The organism is Rhizobium redzepovicii (assembly GCF_019793435.1).
GTDB lineage: Bacteria > Pseudomonadota > Alphaproteobacteria > Rhizobiales > Rhizobiaceae > Rhizobium > Rhizobium redzepovicii.
In genome coordinates, this window is the sequence record NZ_JAILYH010000020.1 from 1 (window position 1) to 14573 (window position 14573).

Annotated in this window: 10 protein-coding genes and 2 pseudogenes; 5 read left to right on the forward strand and 7 right to left on the reverse strand. The window is 59.7% G+C overall.

The features are described from left to right. Positions 1 to 637: 637 nt before the first annotated feature. From istB to K6N12_RS27105, 6 genes and pseudogenes are all read right to left on the reverse strand, one after another. Positions 638 to 1531, reverse strand: a complete 894-nt coding sequence (gene istB / locus K6N12_RS27080) for an IS21-like element ISRel5 family helper ATPase IstB (RefSeq protein ID WP_004672573.1) — start codon at positions 1529 to 1531, stop codon at positions 638 to 640. Beyond that, positions 1528 to 3033 carry an IS21-like element ISRel5 family transposase gene (gene istA, locus K6N12_RS27085; protein ID WP_026188833.1) on the reverse strand — a complete coding sequence of 502 codons (1506 nt, stop codon included), beginning with the start codon at positions 3031 to 3033 and terminating at the stop codon, positions 1528 to 1530. The genes istB and istA overlap by 4 nt, the downstream gene beginning before the upstream one ends. Positions 3034 to 4510: 1477 nt before the next feature. After that, positions 4511 to 4636: a hypothetical protein gene (locus K6N12_RS34675; protein WP_257784634.1), complete on the reverse strand. Its 126-nt coding sequence runs from the start codon at positions 4634 to 4636 to the stop codon at positions 4511 to 4513. Positions 4637 to 4730: 94 nt separating this feature from the next. After that, a pseudogene (locus K6N12_RS34315) lies at positions 4731 to 5744 on the reverse strand (nucleotidyl transferase AbiEii/AbiGii toxin family protein). Further along, a pseudogene (locus K6N12_RS27100) lies at positions 5737 to 6304 on the reverse strand (DUF6088 family protein). Before K6N12_RS27100 ends, K6N12_RS34315 begins: the two co-directional pseudogenes overlap by 8 nt. A 145-nt stretch (positions 6305 to 6449) precedes the next feature. Continuing rightward, entirely contained in the window at positions 6450 to 6659 is a 210-nt protein-coding gene (locus tag K6N12_RS27105) for a hypothetical protein (protein ID WP_004672578.1), read from the reverse strand. Positions 6660 to 6982: 323 nt separating this feature from the next. On the opposite strand from K6N12_RS27105, the gene K6N12_RS27110 reads away from it, so the two are divergent. Further along, on the forward strand, positions 6983 to 9592 hold the full coding sequence (locus K6N12_RS27110) for a hypothetical protein (protein ID WP_004672579.1): 2610 nt from the start codon (positions 6983 to 6985) through the stop codon (positions 9590 to 9592). A 207-nt stretch (positions 9593 to 9799) separates the two neighbouring features. On the opposite strand, the gene K6N12_RS34320 is transcribed toward K6N12_RS27110, so the two are convergent. Further along, positions 9800 to 10090: a hypothetical protein gene (locus tag K6N12_RS34320; protein ID WP_004672580.1), complete on the reverse strand. Its 291-nt coding sequence runs from the start codon at positions 10088 to 10090 to the stop codon at positions 9800 to 9802. Between the two features lie 25 nt (positions 10091 to 10115). Between K6N12_RS34320 and K6N12_RS27115 the strand changes: the two genes are divergently transcribed. From K6N12_RS27115 to sctJ, 4 genes are all read left to right on the forward strand, one after another. Continuing rightward, positions 10116 to 12656, forward strand: coding sequence for a hypothetical protein (locus K6N12_RS27115; protein WP_004672581.1), 2541 nt, complete (start codon positions 10116 to 10118; stop codon positions 12654 to 12656). Between the two features lie 303 nt (positions 12657 to 12959). Then, positions 12960 to 13217: a hypothetical protein gene (locus tag K6N12_RS27120; protein WP_004672582.1), complete on the forward strand. Its 258-nt coding sequence runs from the start codon at positions 12960 to 12962 to the stop codon at positions 13215 to 13217. 50 nt (positions 13218 to 13267) lie between these two features. Continuing rightward, positions 13268 to 13744: a hypothetical protein gene (locus K6N12_RS27125; protein ID WP_004672583.1), complete on the forward strand. Its 477-nt coding sequence runs from the start codon at positions 13268 to 13270 to the stop codon at positions 13742 to 13744. Beyond that, on the forward strand, positions 13741 to 14571 hold the full coding sequence (gene sctJ, locus K6N12_RS27130) for a type III secretion system inner membrane ring lipoprotein SctJ (RefSeq protein WP_018247139.1): 831 nt from the start codon (positions 13741 to 13743) through the stop codon (positions 14569 to 14571). The genes K6N12_RS27125 and sctJ overlap by 4 nt, the downstream gene beginning before the upstream one ends. Positions 14572 to 14573 lie beyond the last annotated feature (2 nt).

A 14573-nucleotide genomic window follows, 5' to 3' on the forward strand; every position in this document is an offset into this window, starting at 1 on the left:
TCCCGGCGCAACGGCGTCAGTCGGGCATTCTTATGAATGTTCATTCGCGGCGATCCTTCCGACTCGAGGTGTGATAGCTCCAGTCTCCTAAATCCGCTTTGAATGGACAACCTCCCGAAAGCTCACAATTAGAGCCTCGGCCGGGGTCTGGTATCCGAGCGATGAGTGCGGCCGGAAATGGTTGTACAACACGACGACAGAACACCCACGGGACCGAGGTTCGCGAGCTTTTGTATCCGTGGCATCCCTGGTCCGGGCAACCCGTTCACGTGCATGAGGCGGTGTCCAAAGGGAAGCATATTTCCGCTGCAGCCTTTCTGGTTCTTCTTCTGGTCGACTTCTTGAGGTCCCATCGTGGATGTTCGACCGATCAATGAGTGGTTGTTGGCGCAGCCTGGCGGTTCCGCACGTCGATCTCGCAAGCCTGCATTCTTTGGCAAGATTGCTGAAGGACGCTGATGCCTCATCGCAATCTTCGGTAATGGGCGCAGCACTTTGGTCGACTCAGCCTATTCAACGCCATGGTGAGGCAGCTAAATGCTGACTTCCAAGAGAACCTTGAGCCTGCCCATCGATGCAAAATAGCTAATAGCGCGGCAATCAGGATGAGACGCTTGCGACAATCTGGATGAGATTCTTAGGTCGCGGTCGGGATCAAATTATCATGCTGATTGCCGCTGACAAGTTCTTCGTCGTTTTCTGATTGCCGCTCCGCGACAGACAGCGTTGATGTCCTGATTGTCGCAAACGAGGCCGGTCGGCCGCGCTGGCGTTTTTCCTCAAGCGCAGTTCTGCGGCGATAGCTTTCGACGTTCATCTCGAAGATCGTGGCATGGTGCACGAGCCGGTCGACTGCTGCGAGTGTCATGGCAGGGTCGGGAAAGACCCGGTTCCACTCTCCGAACGGCTGGTTGGCGGTGATCAGGATCGACCGGTGCTCGTATCGTGCCGAGATCAGCTCGAATAGCACGCTTGTTTCCGCCTGGTCCTTGGTGACGTAGGCGAGGTCATCGAGGATGAGCAAGTCGTACCTGTTGAGTTTGTCGATGGCAGACTCAAGCTGCAGTTCCCTTCGGGCGACCTGAAGCTTCTGCACAAGATCGGTGGTCCGGGTGAACAGGACCCGCCATCCGTTCTCGATCAGCGCAAGGCCGATGGCAGCAGCAAGATGGCTCTTTCCTCCGCCGGGCGGACCGAACATGAGGATGTTAGCTCCCTTGGCAAGCCAGCTGTCGCCGGCGGTGATTGCCATGACCTGCGCCTTCGAGATCATGGGTACAGCGTCAAAGGCGAAGCTGTCTAAGGTCTTTCCGGGCGGCAGGTGCGCTTCGGCGAGATGCCGTTCAATCCTGCGATTGGCACGCTCTGCCAGCTCGTGCTCGGCAATAGCCGACAGGAAGCGAGCTGCCGGCCATCCTTCCCGGTCCGCCTCTTCGGCAAATCGTGGCCACAGCATTTTGATCGTCGGCAGCCGGAGCTCGTTGAGCATGATGCCGAGGCGTGCTTCATCGATAACGTGGGCGTTCTTCATGCCGCTTCTCCCGTCCCGATCAGGGCCTCATAACCGTTGAGCGATGCGAGTTGCACATGAACGGTCGGCAGCTTGGCTGGATCCGGACCGAAGAGCGCTCGCATGGTAGCCAGATTGGGTAAGTCACCAGCATCGAGTATCCTGGCCAATTCTTCGGCAAGTTCGCGTTCGCAACCACGGTCATGCGCGAGCGCCAGGAGTTCGACGGTGATCTTGCAAGCCTGCTTGTCGGGAAGATGCTCGATGAGGGCTTCGAAGGCCTTGCGATATTCCTGACGCGGGAAGAGCTTGTCGCGATAAACGAGGCCGCGGAGCGCCATCGGCTTTTTGCGCAGGGAATGGATGACGTGGTGGTAGTTGACGACCTGGTCGTGTCGGCCGTCGGGATGGCCGCGTCCTCGGCGCAACGTCATCAGATGCGTACCGCCGACAAAGACATCCAGCCGATCGTCGAACAGGCGAACTCTTAACCTGTGGCCGATCAGGCGGGATGGCACGGTGTAGAAGACCTTGCGCAAGGTGAAGCCGCCCGTCCGGGACACCGTAACGACAATCTCTTCGAAGTCCGTGGTCCGGCGCTCGGGCAGCGCCTGCAGATGGGATCGCTCAGCATCAATGCGCTTGCCATGGGCAGCGTTGCGACGGCTGACGATGTCATCGACAAAGGCGCGGTAAGAACTGAGGTCGTCGAATTCCTTGGCCCCCCGCATCAGCAGGGCGTCATGAACAGAGTTCTTGAGATGGCCATGGGAGCTTTCGATAGAGCCGTTCTCATGCGCGACGCCTTTGTTGTTGCGCGTCGGCGTCATTCGATAATGGGAGCAAAGCTGATCGTATCGGTGGGTGAGATCGACCTTGGCATCGGCGTCGAGGTTGCGGAATGCCGCCGACAGGCTGTCGCTTCGATGATAAAGCGGCGTACCTCCCACGGACCACAGGGCATTTTGAAGCCCTTCAGCCAGCGCGACAAAGCTTTCGCCGCCGAGAATGACATGGGCATGTTCGAAGCCCGACCAGACAAGCCGGAAGTGATAGAACAGGTGATCAAGCGGCTGGCCGGCGATGGTCACACCAAGACCGCTGGCGTCGGTAAAATCCGAAAGGCCCAACCGGCCTGGCTCGTGCGTTTGGCGGAAGATGACCCCCTGCGCTTCGCCATGGACAGCACGCCACGACCGAATGCGTCGTTCAAGCGTGCGGCGGATACCTTCAGAGAGTTCTGGATGTCGGCGCAGCATCTCGTTGTAGACAGCGACGGCACGGATACCGGGTGCGGCCTTCAGGAGCGGGACGACTTCGGTCTCGAATATCAGCTCTAAGGGATCAGGGCGGCGGCGTCCGCGCGGCGCTTTGCTCTGAGAAGGCAGTTGTACCTCCTTGTCGAGGCGGTATGCCGTGGCTCGGCTGATCGACGCTTTTGACGCGGCGACCTCTACGGAATGCGTTTGTCGGTACTTCATGAAGAGTCTCATCTGATGATCGGTTAAATGGCGACCCGGCACAAACTGGTTCTCCAATCCAGAAAACCGCAAATGTACCGGACCGACCGCGATCATGAGACGCCGAAAATCTGCGCCACGCCGGGGTATGACTACGATCGGGCTACGCCCTCACTCCGTCACACCCCGGCGCGAGTCTCATCCTGATTGACGCTGAATCTCATCGAGATCGCCGCTACGCATAAAAGAGCCAGCCTGCCCGTCTAACCAATGCGAGCAGAACTCTCGGGACATTGTCACCCAACTTGTAGAGGGCCATCTTCGGCGTCAAGGCGCAGACCTCAACCGCTTCCGAGCAGAGAACTACGTCGGGTGCTGGACATATTTGTGAAGAACCCAACACGGCACAATACTTTTATCATCACGGAATGGGCGCGGCAGTCGGCCAGCAGCCAGGCGCCTGTAAAATCCAAGTGTCGAGCCGACAGGGCCTTGAAGGCAGGCCTGAAACCAGGATGAGGGAACATATCGCCGGATTGGGCCGAGTTGAAGAACGTTGTGGGCAAGAATCTGTGCCCTCACCTCATCAGTCCAATTCCGCCGCCGCCGCCGACAGGTGATCTTTGAGCTCATTTGGGGATCGTTAGCGTTCAGCTTCGGTAGGCGGACGTGCATTTTTGCGATGGTGGAAGTTGTCGGCAGGTGGGCAACACGTGAAATATGGTTCTTCACTGAAATCGAGGGCATCAGACACGTCCCGCGCTCGCCGCGACAGAGCGTCCGACGAGACCTCGAACCATCTTCCGCGAACACTTCATAGCACTGCCTGCAACGTGCTTCGTGTAGACTGCAATCTTCAGTACATCGTTAAGCGAGGTCGTGTCTGAACAACACCGTAGGCATGCCGGATCCTCCGTATTCGAGATGGAATAGAGCGCCTCAGGAATGGTCCCATTTCATCCCGAGGAGGAGAAGTGAAATTGCCATAGTGGCGTGGCGGCGTTTGTTCGCGAGGCTCATGCTACGTGAGTGTCGAGAAGATTGCGACGGATTTAAGTTTCGATCGCCGTGGTTTACCGGAATGCACCTTCCGCTATTTCGCCGCCGAGACGTTGGTCGAGTTCCTCGTGCTGGCCGTTGCGGCAACTTGGCGATTCACGCCGCCACCGCGCGCCTATCGCTGCGGCAGCACAGCCGGCTTCGACGCATCTTCATTCAGACAAGGCGATGGCAAAAATCATCGTCACGCCCGCGCGCGCTGGCCCTGTCGAGATTGCGGCCTTCCTGATGAAAGGCGACGTCGATCCGCTGGACGCCAAGAAGTGACCTTCGTCTTGTCGACCCCCCCTGCGGGAATAGAGCCAATCAAGCGTGCGGCGCGCCAGTGGGAGGACGGCACTTGGCGCGAGAACGTGCCGTTGCGGCAAGTGGAACATCCGTGTCGATTCTCGCGTCAGCGATTTTGAGCTTGCTCGGGCTTCCGGCGAGATTGAAATTGGGAATTTGAATGCCTTCACTGCAAACACACCGGATCTTCATTTTACGTGGCGCAACTTTCCTCAAACGAACCCGCACCCGTGCGGTATTTGGCCACATCCTCGCCGAGGCCGGAGCCGGAATAACCGGGTCCGAGCTTCACTCTCATCACATCAAGGGTGCCTGCCACGAGCAAACGCCTTATAATTGGCGCGAAGCCAAACCGCGTCGGTGACAGGGCACTCACAGTAATGGGCAGGGTGCGGCTGTGGGCCGGCAATTGCTTATTTTGACGCGTCGCTTTTGTTGGCATGCGCCTGAATTTGCGTGCATCGCTCGATCAGGTGCTCGAACGGCTCGGAATCGCCGAGCAGCAGGCCGTCGTCGACCATGCGCGCGTAATCCTCGCCGAGCGCACGCAGACCTTCTCCGGATGGCGTCAGAACCAGATTGCCGTTGACGGCTGCGGCGTAGTCGATGGGCGAGCGGTCGGCCGCCTTTTCCGCAAAAAACATGGATTTGTGTTTCGCCACGGCATTGGCGAGTTGCCGATCCGCGGATGCTTTGTCGGCGAAACCAGCATCGTCCAGCCGGACGACATCATGCCAGTGGCGGGCAAAACGATCGCCGCGAAGGCGCTCCTGCAGGCAGAAGACATGGATGGCGGTCGCTTTCTCCCACAACGTCCGCTCCGCGTGCATGACGCGGGGACTCGCTTTCGGAAATTCGACACCATCAACCTGGCCCGACGCGTCACAGTCGACGGATACTGGCCGGCTCGCCGGTCGACCGCGCTCCGAATTCGAGCATGACGCTCGGGGCGACATAGCCGGATCCGCTGCTCACCGCTTCATAGTCGAGGTAGAGCGTATCGTCCTCGAGGCGGATTGCCGCCGGAAGAGATTGAACGCGCAACGCGCCATAACCGGCTCCACCGAGCCCGCCACCCAGACCGGAAGCCGCTTTCGCACCTCGCTGGTCCAGTGTTTCTCCTCGCTGCGGGTTTTCGGCAGTGCTTCGTCATTGTCGCCAACCAAGTCCGGCGCCAGGGCGCGGATATCGTAGGTCAGGTCGACATCCTCGGAGAACCTTTTGATGACACCGTAGGCTTTCGAAAGCGAGGTGCCGCCCTTGAAGACGAGATGCTCACCGAGCTTGGACGAAAAGAGCGTCTGCAGCGTCCAGACGACCCAGACATCCTTTTCGAGGAGATGAATGGGCCGTCCGGTGCGGTCGGCCGCCACCGCCAAGGCTTCGCGTCGGTTATCCTTTGACAAGGTCAGAAACAGATCAGCGATGCGCAGCCTTTCCTACGCTTCTTGCAAGCCAGGTCGGAAACTGCGGAGCCGCCGCCACCAGCTCGCCGAACGCGTTTGGCGGCAGCTTTCGCTTGATCCGCGACAGTGCTTCATCGGCCCTTTCCGGCCCAAGCCATGCAAGTGCGCGGACCGCCACGCCAGCAGGTCGATCGGCCAAGGCCAATTGCCAGCGCGGCACGTGCTTGAGCTCGACCGTCTGCTGTCCAAGGGTCATCGTCCGGCTACGGCCGGATGTCAGGTAGACGGAGCGGACCGGGACCTGGGAGGTCAGGCCCAGGGCATTTGCCGCGGCGGCGCCATCGAGACGATGACCTCACCGCGCTGCTGCGCCACCGCCTCTACGGCCTGTTCGACCGTCGGCGGCCGACTGCCAAAGCGACTTTTGACGGGCCGCATATAGATACCACGGCCCGCCCGGACGAGCTCGCCACGCTCGGCCAGGCGCGACAGAGCCTGATCCAGGGCGGCTCGATTTCCGAGATGCAAAAAACTCTTTGCCGAAAGCGCGGTCCTTCCGGCAGTCGTTCAGCATGTCCCATGATTTGCTATGTCAGCTTTTGCATGGCATTTCTCTTGTCAGAATTATATGCAAGTTTCTGACAGTTTGCAATGAGAGGGGAAGACGGCGAGCCCGGACGGTGCTGACCAATTTTTATCGGTCAGTGACCCGCTGTCTCTTCACAATCACGATTCATCTATCAGGCCGTCAAACACTTCCACCATCGCATCGCTGATGGCCTTGCCTAGCGCGGCTGCAGCGTTTGCAAGCGCCTCGTCGTCCATATCGCGAGCGGCCATCGCAAAAGCAGTTCCCTCGGACGTTACGATTTCCCGCGCCCGCTCAATTGCCCAAAGGCCGAAGTCGCTGCGGCTGCTGATTTCCACGGTTTCCATGTTGTCCCCTGATTTGTTCGAGAGGACGGCTTATACCGATTTGCCGGACAATGCAGTCTGAAAACCGAGCCCGAGGACCGACTTTGATCTGTCTCGTGAGCGCATTCCCTACGGTAGCGTGCTCTATTGCGCCGCACCTTGGCGACTGCGGTGTCACCAGCATTTGTACTGCGGTATAATTTGGAAGCGCTATGTGGGGGTCAATGGTTCAATTTTGCCGCTCCGATAGCACCCATTTGTCATATCACTGAAAAACTTCTGACCTAACGAGGCTTTCCGGGCCTCCGTTCAGGGTGCGGCCGTCGATCAGGAGTGACGAAATCATGTTGGAACGTGTTGGCAGCGGATCGAAAGAGGTCGAAACCCTGGTCGTGGACCTCGACCAGAAAGACGTGACTGGCCGTTCTGCATCGACAAAAACCATCGACGCCGGCGAAATACGCAAGATCGCGCCGAGCGGCAACGGGCAGGCACTCGACATCTCCGCTGCGCGGGGCTTCGTCGGGTTTACCCAGAGCAAAAGCGGCGCCACCGCGATCCTGGTCGATGCAAAGGTGAGCACGCCCGAAACCGACCCGGGCAACGATCTCAAGATCGACCTGGACGGTTTGAAAAAGGTTGCCGCTTCCGAATTCGGCAGCACCGTTCCCAACAACATCACCCACCTGTTCAACCCGACCATCCAGGCGATGGCCAAGCAGTTTTACGGGGGAGACAGCCCCGCGGTGCGCGATCAGTTCAAGGCCGACGTCAAGGCGCTTCTCGGTCCGCTGCTCGACAAGGTAGGCGCCGGAGAGGTCAGTCAGGCTGATCTTGGCGGCCTTCTGGAGCGCCTGACCTCGCGTCTGAGCGCTCCCGGCGGCAAGGAAGTCTGGGGTTACCGCCACGCGGTACAGACCGCGCTCGAAGGGCTCGTCATGGGCGCCAGCCTGGTCTCGAAGCTCCCGGCCAATGCCGAGTGGGACAAGAGCGTCTCGCCGCTACCCTCCAGCAATCTCGCCAGCTATTCGTTCAACGACGTCATGGCGGCAATCATGATCGGCGCCGGGCTGGCCGGCAAGGGCATTGCGGCCAACGGCTCAGATCGCGGGCGCTTCTTCGCCGGCAGCGGCGGTGACGCCTGGATCGCCGAGCGTATGTTCGCCACCACGGACAATGGCTGGAGCAAGACCGTCCAAAATCTCGATCTGCCCTATATCGACAGCGACTATCTGACATCGAGCCTCAAGAAGATGGACCTTGTCATGTCGGGCTCGGATGCCATCGAGCCGGTCGTGGAGCGCCCGATCGACGAGAACGACATCCTGGAAAGCAAGGTGCTGCGCGGCTACGCTCCGTCGACCGCCTATGAGCCGACGCTGAAGAAGCTCGACGAACTCAAATACGGCATTCTCGGCGACGCCGTGAAGGACGTGAACCGGAATTTCGTCGCGCCCGACAACATGGACCACCTCGACCAGCTGACGCCGGAACAGAAGGCGACGGTGCTCTACGATCTCATCGAGATCAAACAGCAGTTCAATGGCTATATGAACCAGTATGGCGACAGCGTGCCCGATGGCGAGCGCGTCGGCAAGGACCTCGATGCGCGGATCGAAAAGCTGACGGCCGATCCGGCGACGCAGCAGCATCTCTCGGATATCTTCGCGAGCGGCATGAAGGAATATCTGCAAAGCCCGGAGAATTCCGATCTGCTCACCAACATCGAAGACGCCTATCTGATCGATATCGGCGGCGGCAAGGCGATCGACCGGGCGCTGAGCGCCGGCAAGAGCTTCGAAGATGCCCTGAAGGATTATTATTCCGAACTCAACACGCTCGTCGATCTCCTGCCCCAGGATTATATCGACGCGCATCTCGACGCCGCGAACGTCACCTTCTCGAACATCGTCAAGGAACATTATATCGGCGACGGCCAGGGTGTCGATCTCGAGCCGCTGCTGTCGGGTCCGGATGACACATTTGTGCCCGGCGCAACGAATGACGCCATCAGCCAGTTGGCAAACACCTTCGCCGAGGATTTCATCAGCAAAAACGGCCCGGCAGATGGCGGCGAGACGCTGAAGCAGAACCTGGCGCAGGATATAGCGCGCGACGTCGACGGCGTTCTGCGCATGGTGCGCGGCGGTATGAAGCTCGACGACGCGCTTGCCTCCTTCAAGGATTCGCTCGACCTGCCGCGCCAGACCCGTACACCTGCCGGCATCGATGCCGAAGTGTACAAGGCCGGTCTGATGCACGCCGTGCAGATGCTGACGATGTCGAGCGTGCTGGTGGCGCACGGCCTCGGTGTCGGCGGCAAGTGGACGCCGGCCGATATCGCCGCTGCGGTCGGCTCGGCGACACAGATCGTCGGCATGACGATGGAGGGGCTCGGCAAGAACCTCGACGTTGCCGGCAAACCGTTCAGCGCCTTCGGCAATCAGCCTGGCAGCTGGGGCAAGGGGATCTCGATGAACTTCTCGCCGAAGACGATGGAAGCGGCAGGCAAGATCCTCGGCGCGGCCGGCGGCCTCGCCATGGCCGGCCTCGGCTTCTATTCGGCGTCGCGGTCGATGAAGGCCGGCGACCGCGCCAAGGGCGCGCTCGAAATAATCGGCGGCATTGCCGGTACCGGCAACGCGCTGATCGGTTTCTCCGAGGCGATGCTTTATCTGACCAATGCCATGTCCCGTGCCTTTTCCGGACTCGGAACGGTGGCGCCGGAAGTCGTGACCATCTTCAGCAGCGCCGCCAAAACCGGCCTTGCCGCGGCCGGACTGGTCACCGGCCTCGTTGCCTCGGCCGTCGGGCTGGCGCTTGGTCTGTGGGATATGGCCAATGGCGTGAAGAAGCTCGACAAAATGGAAAAGCAGCTGAACGAGAAGCTTGAACGCTACACCGGCGAGTCCGTGCATCTCGAATTTGGGCCAGACCCGTCATTCATCTGGTAGAGGCAGAGGGGCGGCAACGATGACCGCCACAGCCTGGGAAATACCCTGCGACCCCTCGGTAAAAATGTGATTTTTGATCTCCAGGCGCGAGGCCGCTGCATTTTATGCAACCGCGATGTCCGATCGGGCTTGAATTATCACGCAAAGGTCGATCTTATGCCTAACGTAAGGTAAACGACGTCATCCGCGAAAAGCGGAAAAAGAAAATCAAAGGGAACGCATGTCATCGATCGCACCAGCATCTTCGGATATCGATACGGTTTCATTTCTCCGGCTAAACGCCAATTCCGATCCAAAGTCCGAAAATTCCACGAGCCAGGGCAAAACCACGAGCACCACGGTCAAGAAGGCATCGCCTTTTGCCTCTGACGGGACCACGACGGCAGCCCTGACGATTTTCTCCTCTATATCGGCGCAGACGAGCAGTCCGAAGTTCGTTTCGCTGGCCGCCACGTCGAATGGCACGTCCCGCCCTACCGCGCCGATCCAGCCGGTCATCGATCTCCTGTTCAATTCCGATTTCATGAGCGAGATCAATCAGGGCTTCATGGAAGGGCTGAAGGACAAGGACAAATCCTTCGAGAGCATCGACGTCGTCAAAAACCCTCACAATTACACTGCCGAGCAGAAACTGATCATGTATCTCGATCTGCTTCAGACCAAGGCGACCTTCGGCCAATACAAGGACAGCCTCGGCGACAACCAGCGCGGCATCTACAACGACCAGGAGATCCTGAAGGATCTCGACAAGTCGATCGCCATCCTGGGCTCGGACCCCGACGTCAACTCGCTGATGACGGAGAAGGCGCTGAAGGCCTTCAAGCTGATCTTCTCCGGTTATCGCGTGGCGCCGGCCGATACGAACAAGGACGCTTCCGAGATCATCAACGACACGATAACGCGTGACGAGAAGATGAAGGACCTGCGTACGAAGGTCGAGGATGCCTTTGAGCGCGACATCGTCAATGGCGGCCTGCTGAATGACGGTCTCAAATCCGGCAAGGACGTCACCACCATTCTCAAGGAATATAATGCCGCCCTCGGCTTCTATTCCATGGTGCTTCCCGACGATTTCGTAAAGCAGCGCTCGGCGATTGCCGACAAGACCTATGCCGAATTCTTCGACAAGAACGTGCTGCCGACGATCTCCGATCCGACGACGGCGCTCGATGGCCTGATCCGCATGGGACTGGCCGGCAACAAGACCGAGCGGGAACTGAAGGGGCTCGGCTCCATCCTGCCGGTTGTGGATTTCGACCAGTCGCTCGGGCTCGGCGGGAGCCTGTTCCCCGATCTCAAGATCGACCTCGACGGTTTGAAAAAGGTTGCCGCTTCCGAATTCGGCAGCACCGTTCCCAACAATATCACCCACCTGTTCAACCCGACCATCCAGGCGATGGCCAACCAGTTTTACGGGTCAGACAGCCCCGAGGTGCGCGATCAGTTCAAGGCCGACGTCAAGGCGCTTCTCGGTCCGCTGCTCGACAAGGTAGGCGCCGGAGAAATCGGCATCGGCGATCTCGCCGGCAATCTGGAGCGCCTGACGTCGCGCCTGAGCGCACCCGGCGGCAAGGAGGTCTTGGGCTACCGCCATGCGGTGCAGACCGCGCTGGAAGGGCTCGTCATGGGCGCCAGCCTGGTCTCGAAGTTGCCGGCCAATGCCGAGTGGGACAAGAGCGTCTCGCCGCTGCCCTCCAGCAATCTCGCCAGCTATTCGTTCAACGACGTCATGGCGGCAATCATGATCGGCACCGGGCTGGCCGGCAAGGGCATTGCCGCCAACGGCTCAGACGGCGGGCGCTTCTTCGCCGGCAGCGGGGGCGACGCCTGGATCGCCGAGCGCATGTTCGCCACCAAGGACAATGGCTGGAGCAAGACCATCCAAAGTCTCGATCTGCCCTATATCGACAGCGAATATCTGACATCGAGCCTCAAGGACATGGGACTTTCCATGTCAGGCCTGATGAAGACGCTGATGCCCGGCACGGATGTGATCGATCCAATCATCGTCGACGGCAAGACCGCCGAAGAGGCGATCAAGAGGATCATCGCCCCGAGCCTCGACGCGCTGGCGGAAACCCTGTTCAAGGGCAATGCCGATGCCATGGCGCAATACAAGACCAATTTCACGACGATCTTCACCGCGCTTTGGGCGACGATGCGACCGGGCGGCAGCGTCGAAACGATCAAGGCCGACCTTGCCAAGCTGATCGACAAGACCGCGACGGCGGCGCCGGCAGGGGTCGATCCTGTCAAATACAAGGCGGCGCTCTCTTCCGGCGTGATGTCGGTGCTTACCGCATCCCGCTCCATCTATGCCGGCCTCAACATGACGAGCCCGACCTGGGACAGCATCGGCATCGTGGTTCTGCACGCCCTTGGCGCTCTCGCGCACATGGGCAGTGCGCTCGGCTCGGCGATCAAAGCCTCGAATTTTTCGCTGCTGGATGGGATCAGTTCACTCGTCGGCGTTTCCGACGAGCTGGCGCGGGCGCAGCGCAGCGTGCTCTCCGCCTTTTTCAAGAATACCGGGACGACGGTTGGCGCCGTTGCCGGCGTCGCTTGGCTGCCGGTGGAATATTACCAGTTCCTGCAGGGGCTCACCAGTGGCAAGGGCGATCCGGTCGATCTCATCTTCATGGGTATCGGAACCGCGGCGGACACGGTCGGCGCGATCGAGGGCATCGCAGGCGTTGCCAATATGCTGGTGAATTCCACCTTCCTCGGGCGCACGGGCGCAACGGTAGCGCTCGTCTCCGGCGGCTTCTCGCTCGCCTTCGCGATCGCCGGCGCGGTGTCCTGGGCGGCCTGGGCGGGCTTTGCCATCTACCAGAGCATCAAGCAGGAAAAAGCCTTCCACAAGCAGACCGACATGATGAACGACATGCTTAAGCGCACTGTCAACGACACGGTCGGCATCTACGCCAAAACAGGTCAGCGCGTCGGCGCCAAGGGCGGCGTCGCCCCCGCGCCCCGCGACCCGGAACAGCGCGAGCTGACCCCTGAGAACTGGGACGCGATCATCGCCGATATCGAGAAGCGCCGCGGTACGGCGGTGGGCTGATCCGGGACGCTTTCGCAACACCAAATATCTGGGTACTCACAGGCCCGGTTGGCGTAGAGGCGGTCGGGCCTGTGAATATTTGATAGCAATAAATTTAAGTATGAATTTCATGCGCAATCTGGATATCTGCTGCGCTTTATGGATAAAAACGTTCAATTTTAATATAAAGGTCGAGAAAGTTGTCAAAGCGATTGTAATTTCCGAAAATTAACCATCGGTTAAGTTTAAACAATTGACCGGCCGTTTTTTTATCCATATCAAATCATGCATTCATTTTGATAACTCCTTGATGGAAGTGCTCATATGGCCGTAGATGCAGTGAATTCCGACCTGAACCTGGCGCCTGCAAACCCTGTCTCGGTGGAGCTGACGACTGATAAGACAGATTCCAAGGACACCACCGGCAGCACGACGAAAAAGGTCGATCCGAACAGCGAGAGCGAGATACTCTCCGCTGCCGTGGACGCGTTTCTGCCAGGCATGATTTCCAACACCCTGATGCTGAACAATTCGCTTTTCAATTTCGCCAAGGAGGCGATCGACGAAGGCAGCGACGAGTAGCGTTCCCGTTCATCGTTTGCAGTTGACGTGTACCGAGTTGAGGAATTGCAATGAGCGGAGAAGAACTTACCGGCCGCGCCTTTACGCCGCCCGTTGATGGCGTATCGACAGGCAATGTGCTGAAGACCTCGGAGATCGTGGCGGAGCGGATCGGGCTGCAGCCGGCGGATTTCGCCGGCCTTCGGCCAACCGAACTCACCTCCATTCCCAACATCCAGGGCCGCAAGATCGCGCCTGAGTCCGACGCCGTCCCGCCCTCCTATTCACCGGAAGGCAATACCAGGCCCTCCAGCATTCTCGACCGGCTGTCGGCATTCTTCATGCCGGTGGCCGGGAACGGCCAGCCGGAGACGCCGCTGGTGCGATTTGCCGCGGACAAGGATCACAGCGGCCCGAAGATCGAAGACATCACGACATCGATCGACCGGCTGGAGAAATCACAGCAATTCGCGACCGGCACGACGCTGCTGTCGTCACTCACCCAGTCGGTGATGTCGTCGTCCAAACGGCTGACGCAGGGCCAGTGAATATCATGATCACATCGGCCCTTGCGAGATCACCGATCACTTCGCCCGCGCGCAAAGTCCTTCCGAAGGCCGCCATGCTCGCTTTCTGCCTGTTCCTCGCCGCCTGCAGCCAGGACGTGCTGACGGGACTCGATCAGCGCGATGCGCTGGATGCTCAGGTCCTGCTCGAACGCGCCGGCATCTCCGTCACCATGAGGAGCGAAAAGGGCGGGACCTATGCGATCGCCGCTGAATCAGCCGATCATGCCCGGGCGATCGAGTTGCTGGCGGGCGCCGGTCTGCCGCGTCAGTCGTTCGGAAATGTCGCCGAACTCTTTCCCGGCAACGGCTTCCTTGTGACGCCTTACGAACAAAAAGCCCGGATGAGCTACGCCATCGAGCAGCAGCTTGCCGAAACGCTTTCGGGGCTTGACGGCGTGGCGACGGCGCGCGTCCATGTGGTGCTGCCGGAGGAAAACGGCCGCGGGCTCATCAAGGAAAAGGCGAAGGCGGCGGCCGTGTTGCAATATCGCCCCGGCGCCAATCTCAACGAGATCGACATGAAAAGCCGGTCCGTTCTGGTCAACAGCATCCGTGATCTCTCTTACGAAGATGTCTCGGTGGTGGTCAGCCCCTGGTCGGAGGTCGGCGCGCCGGCGGCCCCGCCGGCAACGGCAGCATCGGCCCCGGCGGCAACCGTGACGCCGGCACCCGCCGCAGCGCCATTCTCGATGGTGCAAAGCGCTCTCTCGGCTTTCAAGGCCCCCAATCTGGCCGTGATCGGCGCAATTATCCTCGCCATCGGGGCATGCCTGCTGCTGCTGTTGCCGCAGCGGAAGGAGCGCTGAGC

Bases quoted from the DNA above. Each gene is read 5' to 3' on its own strand.
- K6N12_RS34320 (WP_004672580.1), bottom strand. From the start codon at position 10,090: ATGACCGGCTGGATCGGCGCGGTAGGGCGGGACGTGCCATTCGACGTG.
- K6N12_RS27125 (WP_004672583.1), top strand. From the start codon at position 13,268: ATGAGCGGAGAAGAACTTACCGGCCGCGCCTTTACGCCGCCCGTTGAT.
- istB (WP_004672573.1), bottom strand. From the start codon at position 1,531: ATGAAGAACGCCCACGTTATCGATGAAGCACGCCTCGGCATCATGCTC.
- K6N12_RS27115 (WP_004672581.1), top strand. From the start codon at position 10,116: ATGAGCGAGATCAATCAGGGCTTCATGGAAGGGCTGAAGGACAAGGAC.
- K6N12_RS27110 (WP_004672579.1), top strand. From the start codon at position 6,983: ATGTTGGAACGTGTTGGCAGCGGATCGAAAGAGGTCGAAACCCTGGTC.
- K6N12_RS27105 (WP_004672578.1), bottom strand. From the start codon at position 6,659: ATGGAAACCGTGGAAATCAGCAGCCGCAGCGACTTCGGCCTTTGGGCA.
- K6N12_RS27120 (WP_004672582.1), top strand. From the start codon at position 12,960: ATGGCCGTAGATGCAGTGAATTCCGACCTGAACCTGGCGCCTGCAAAC.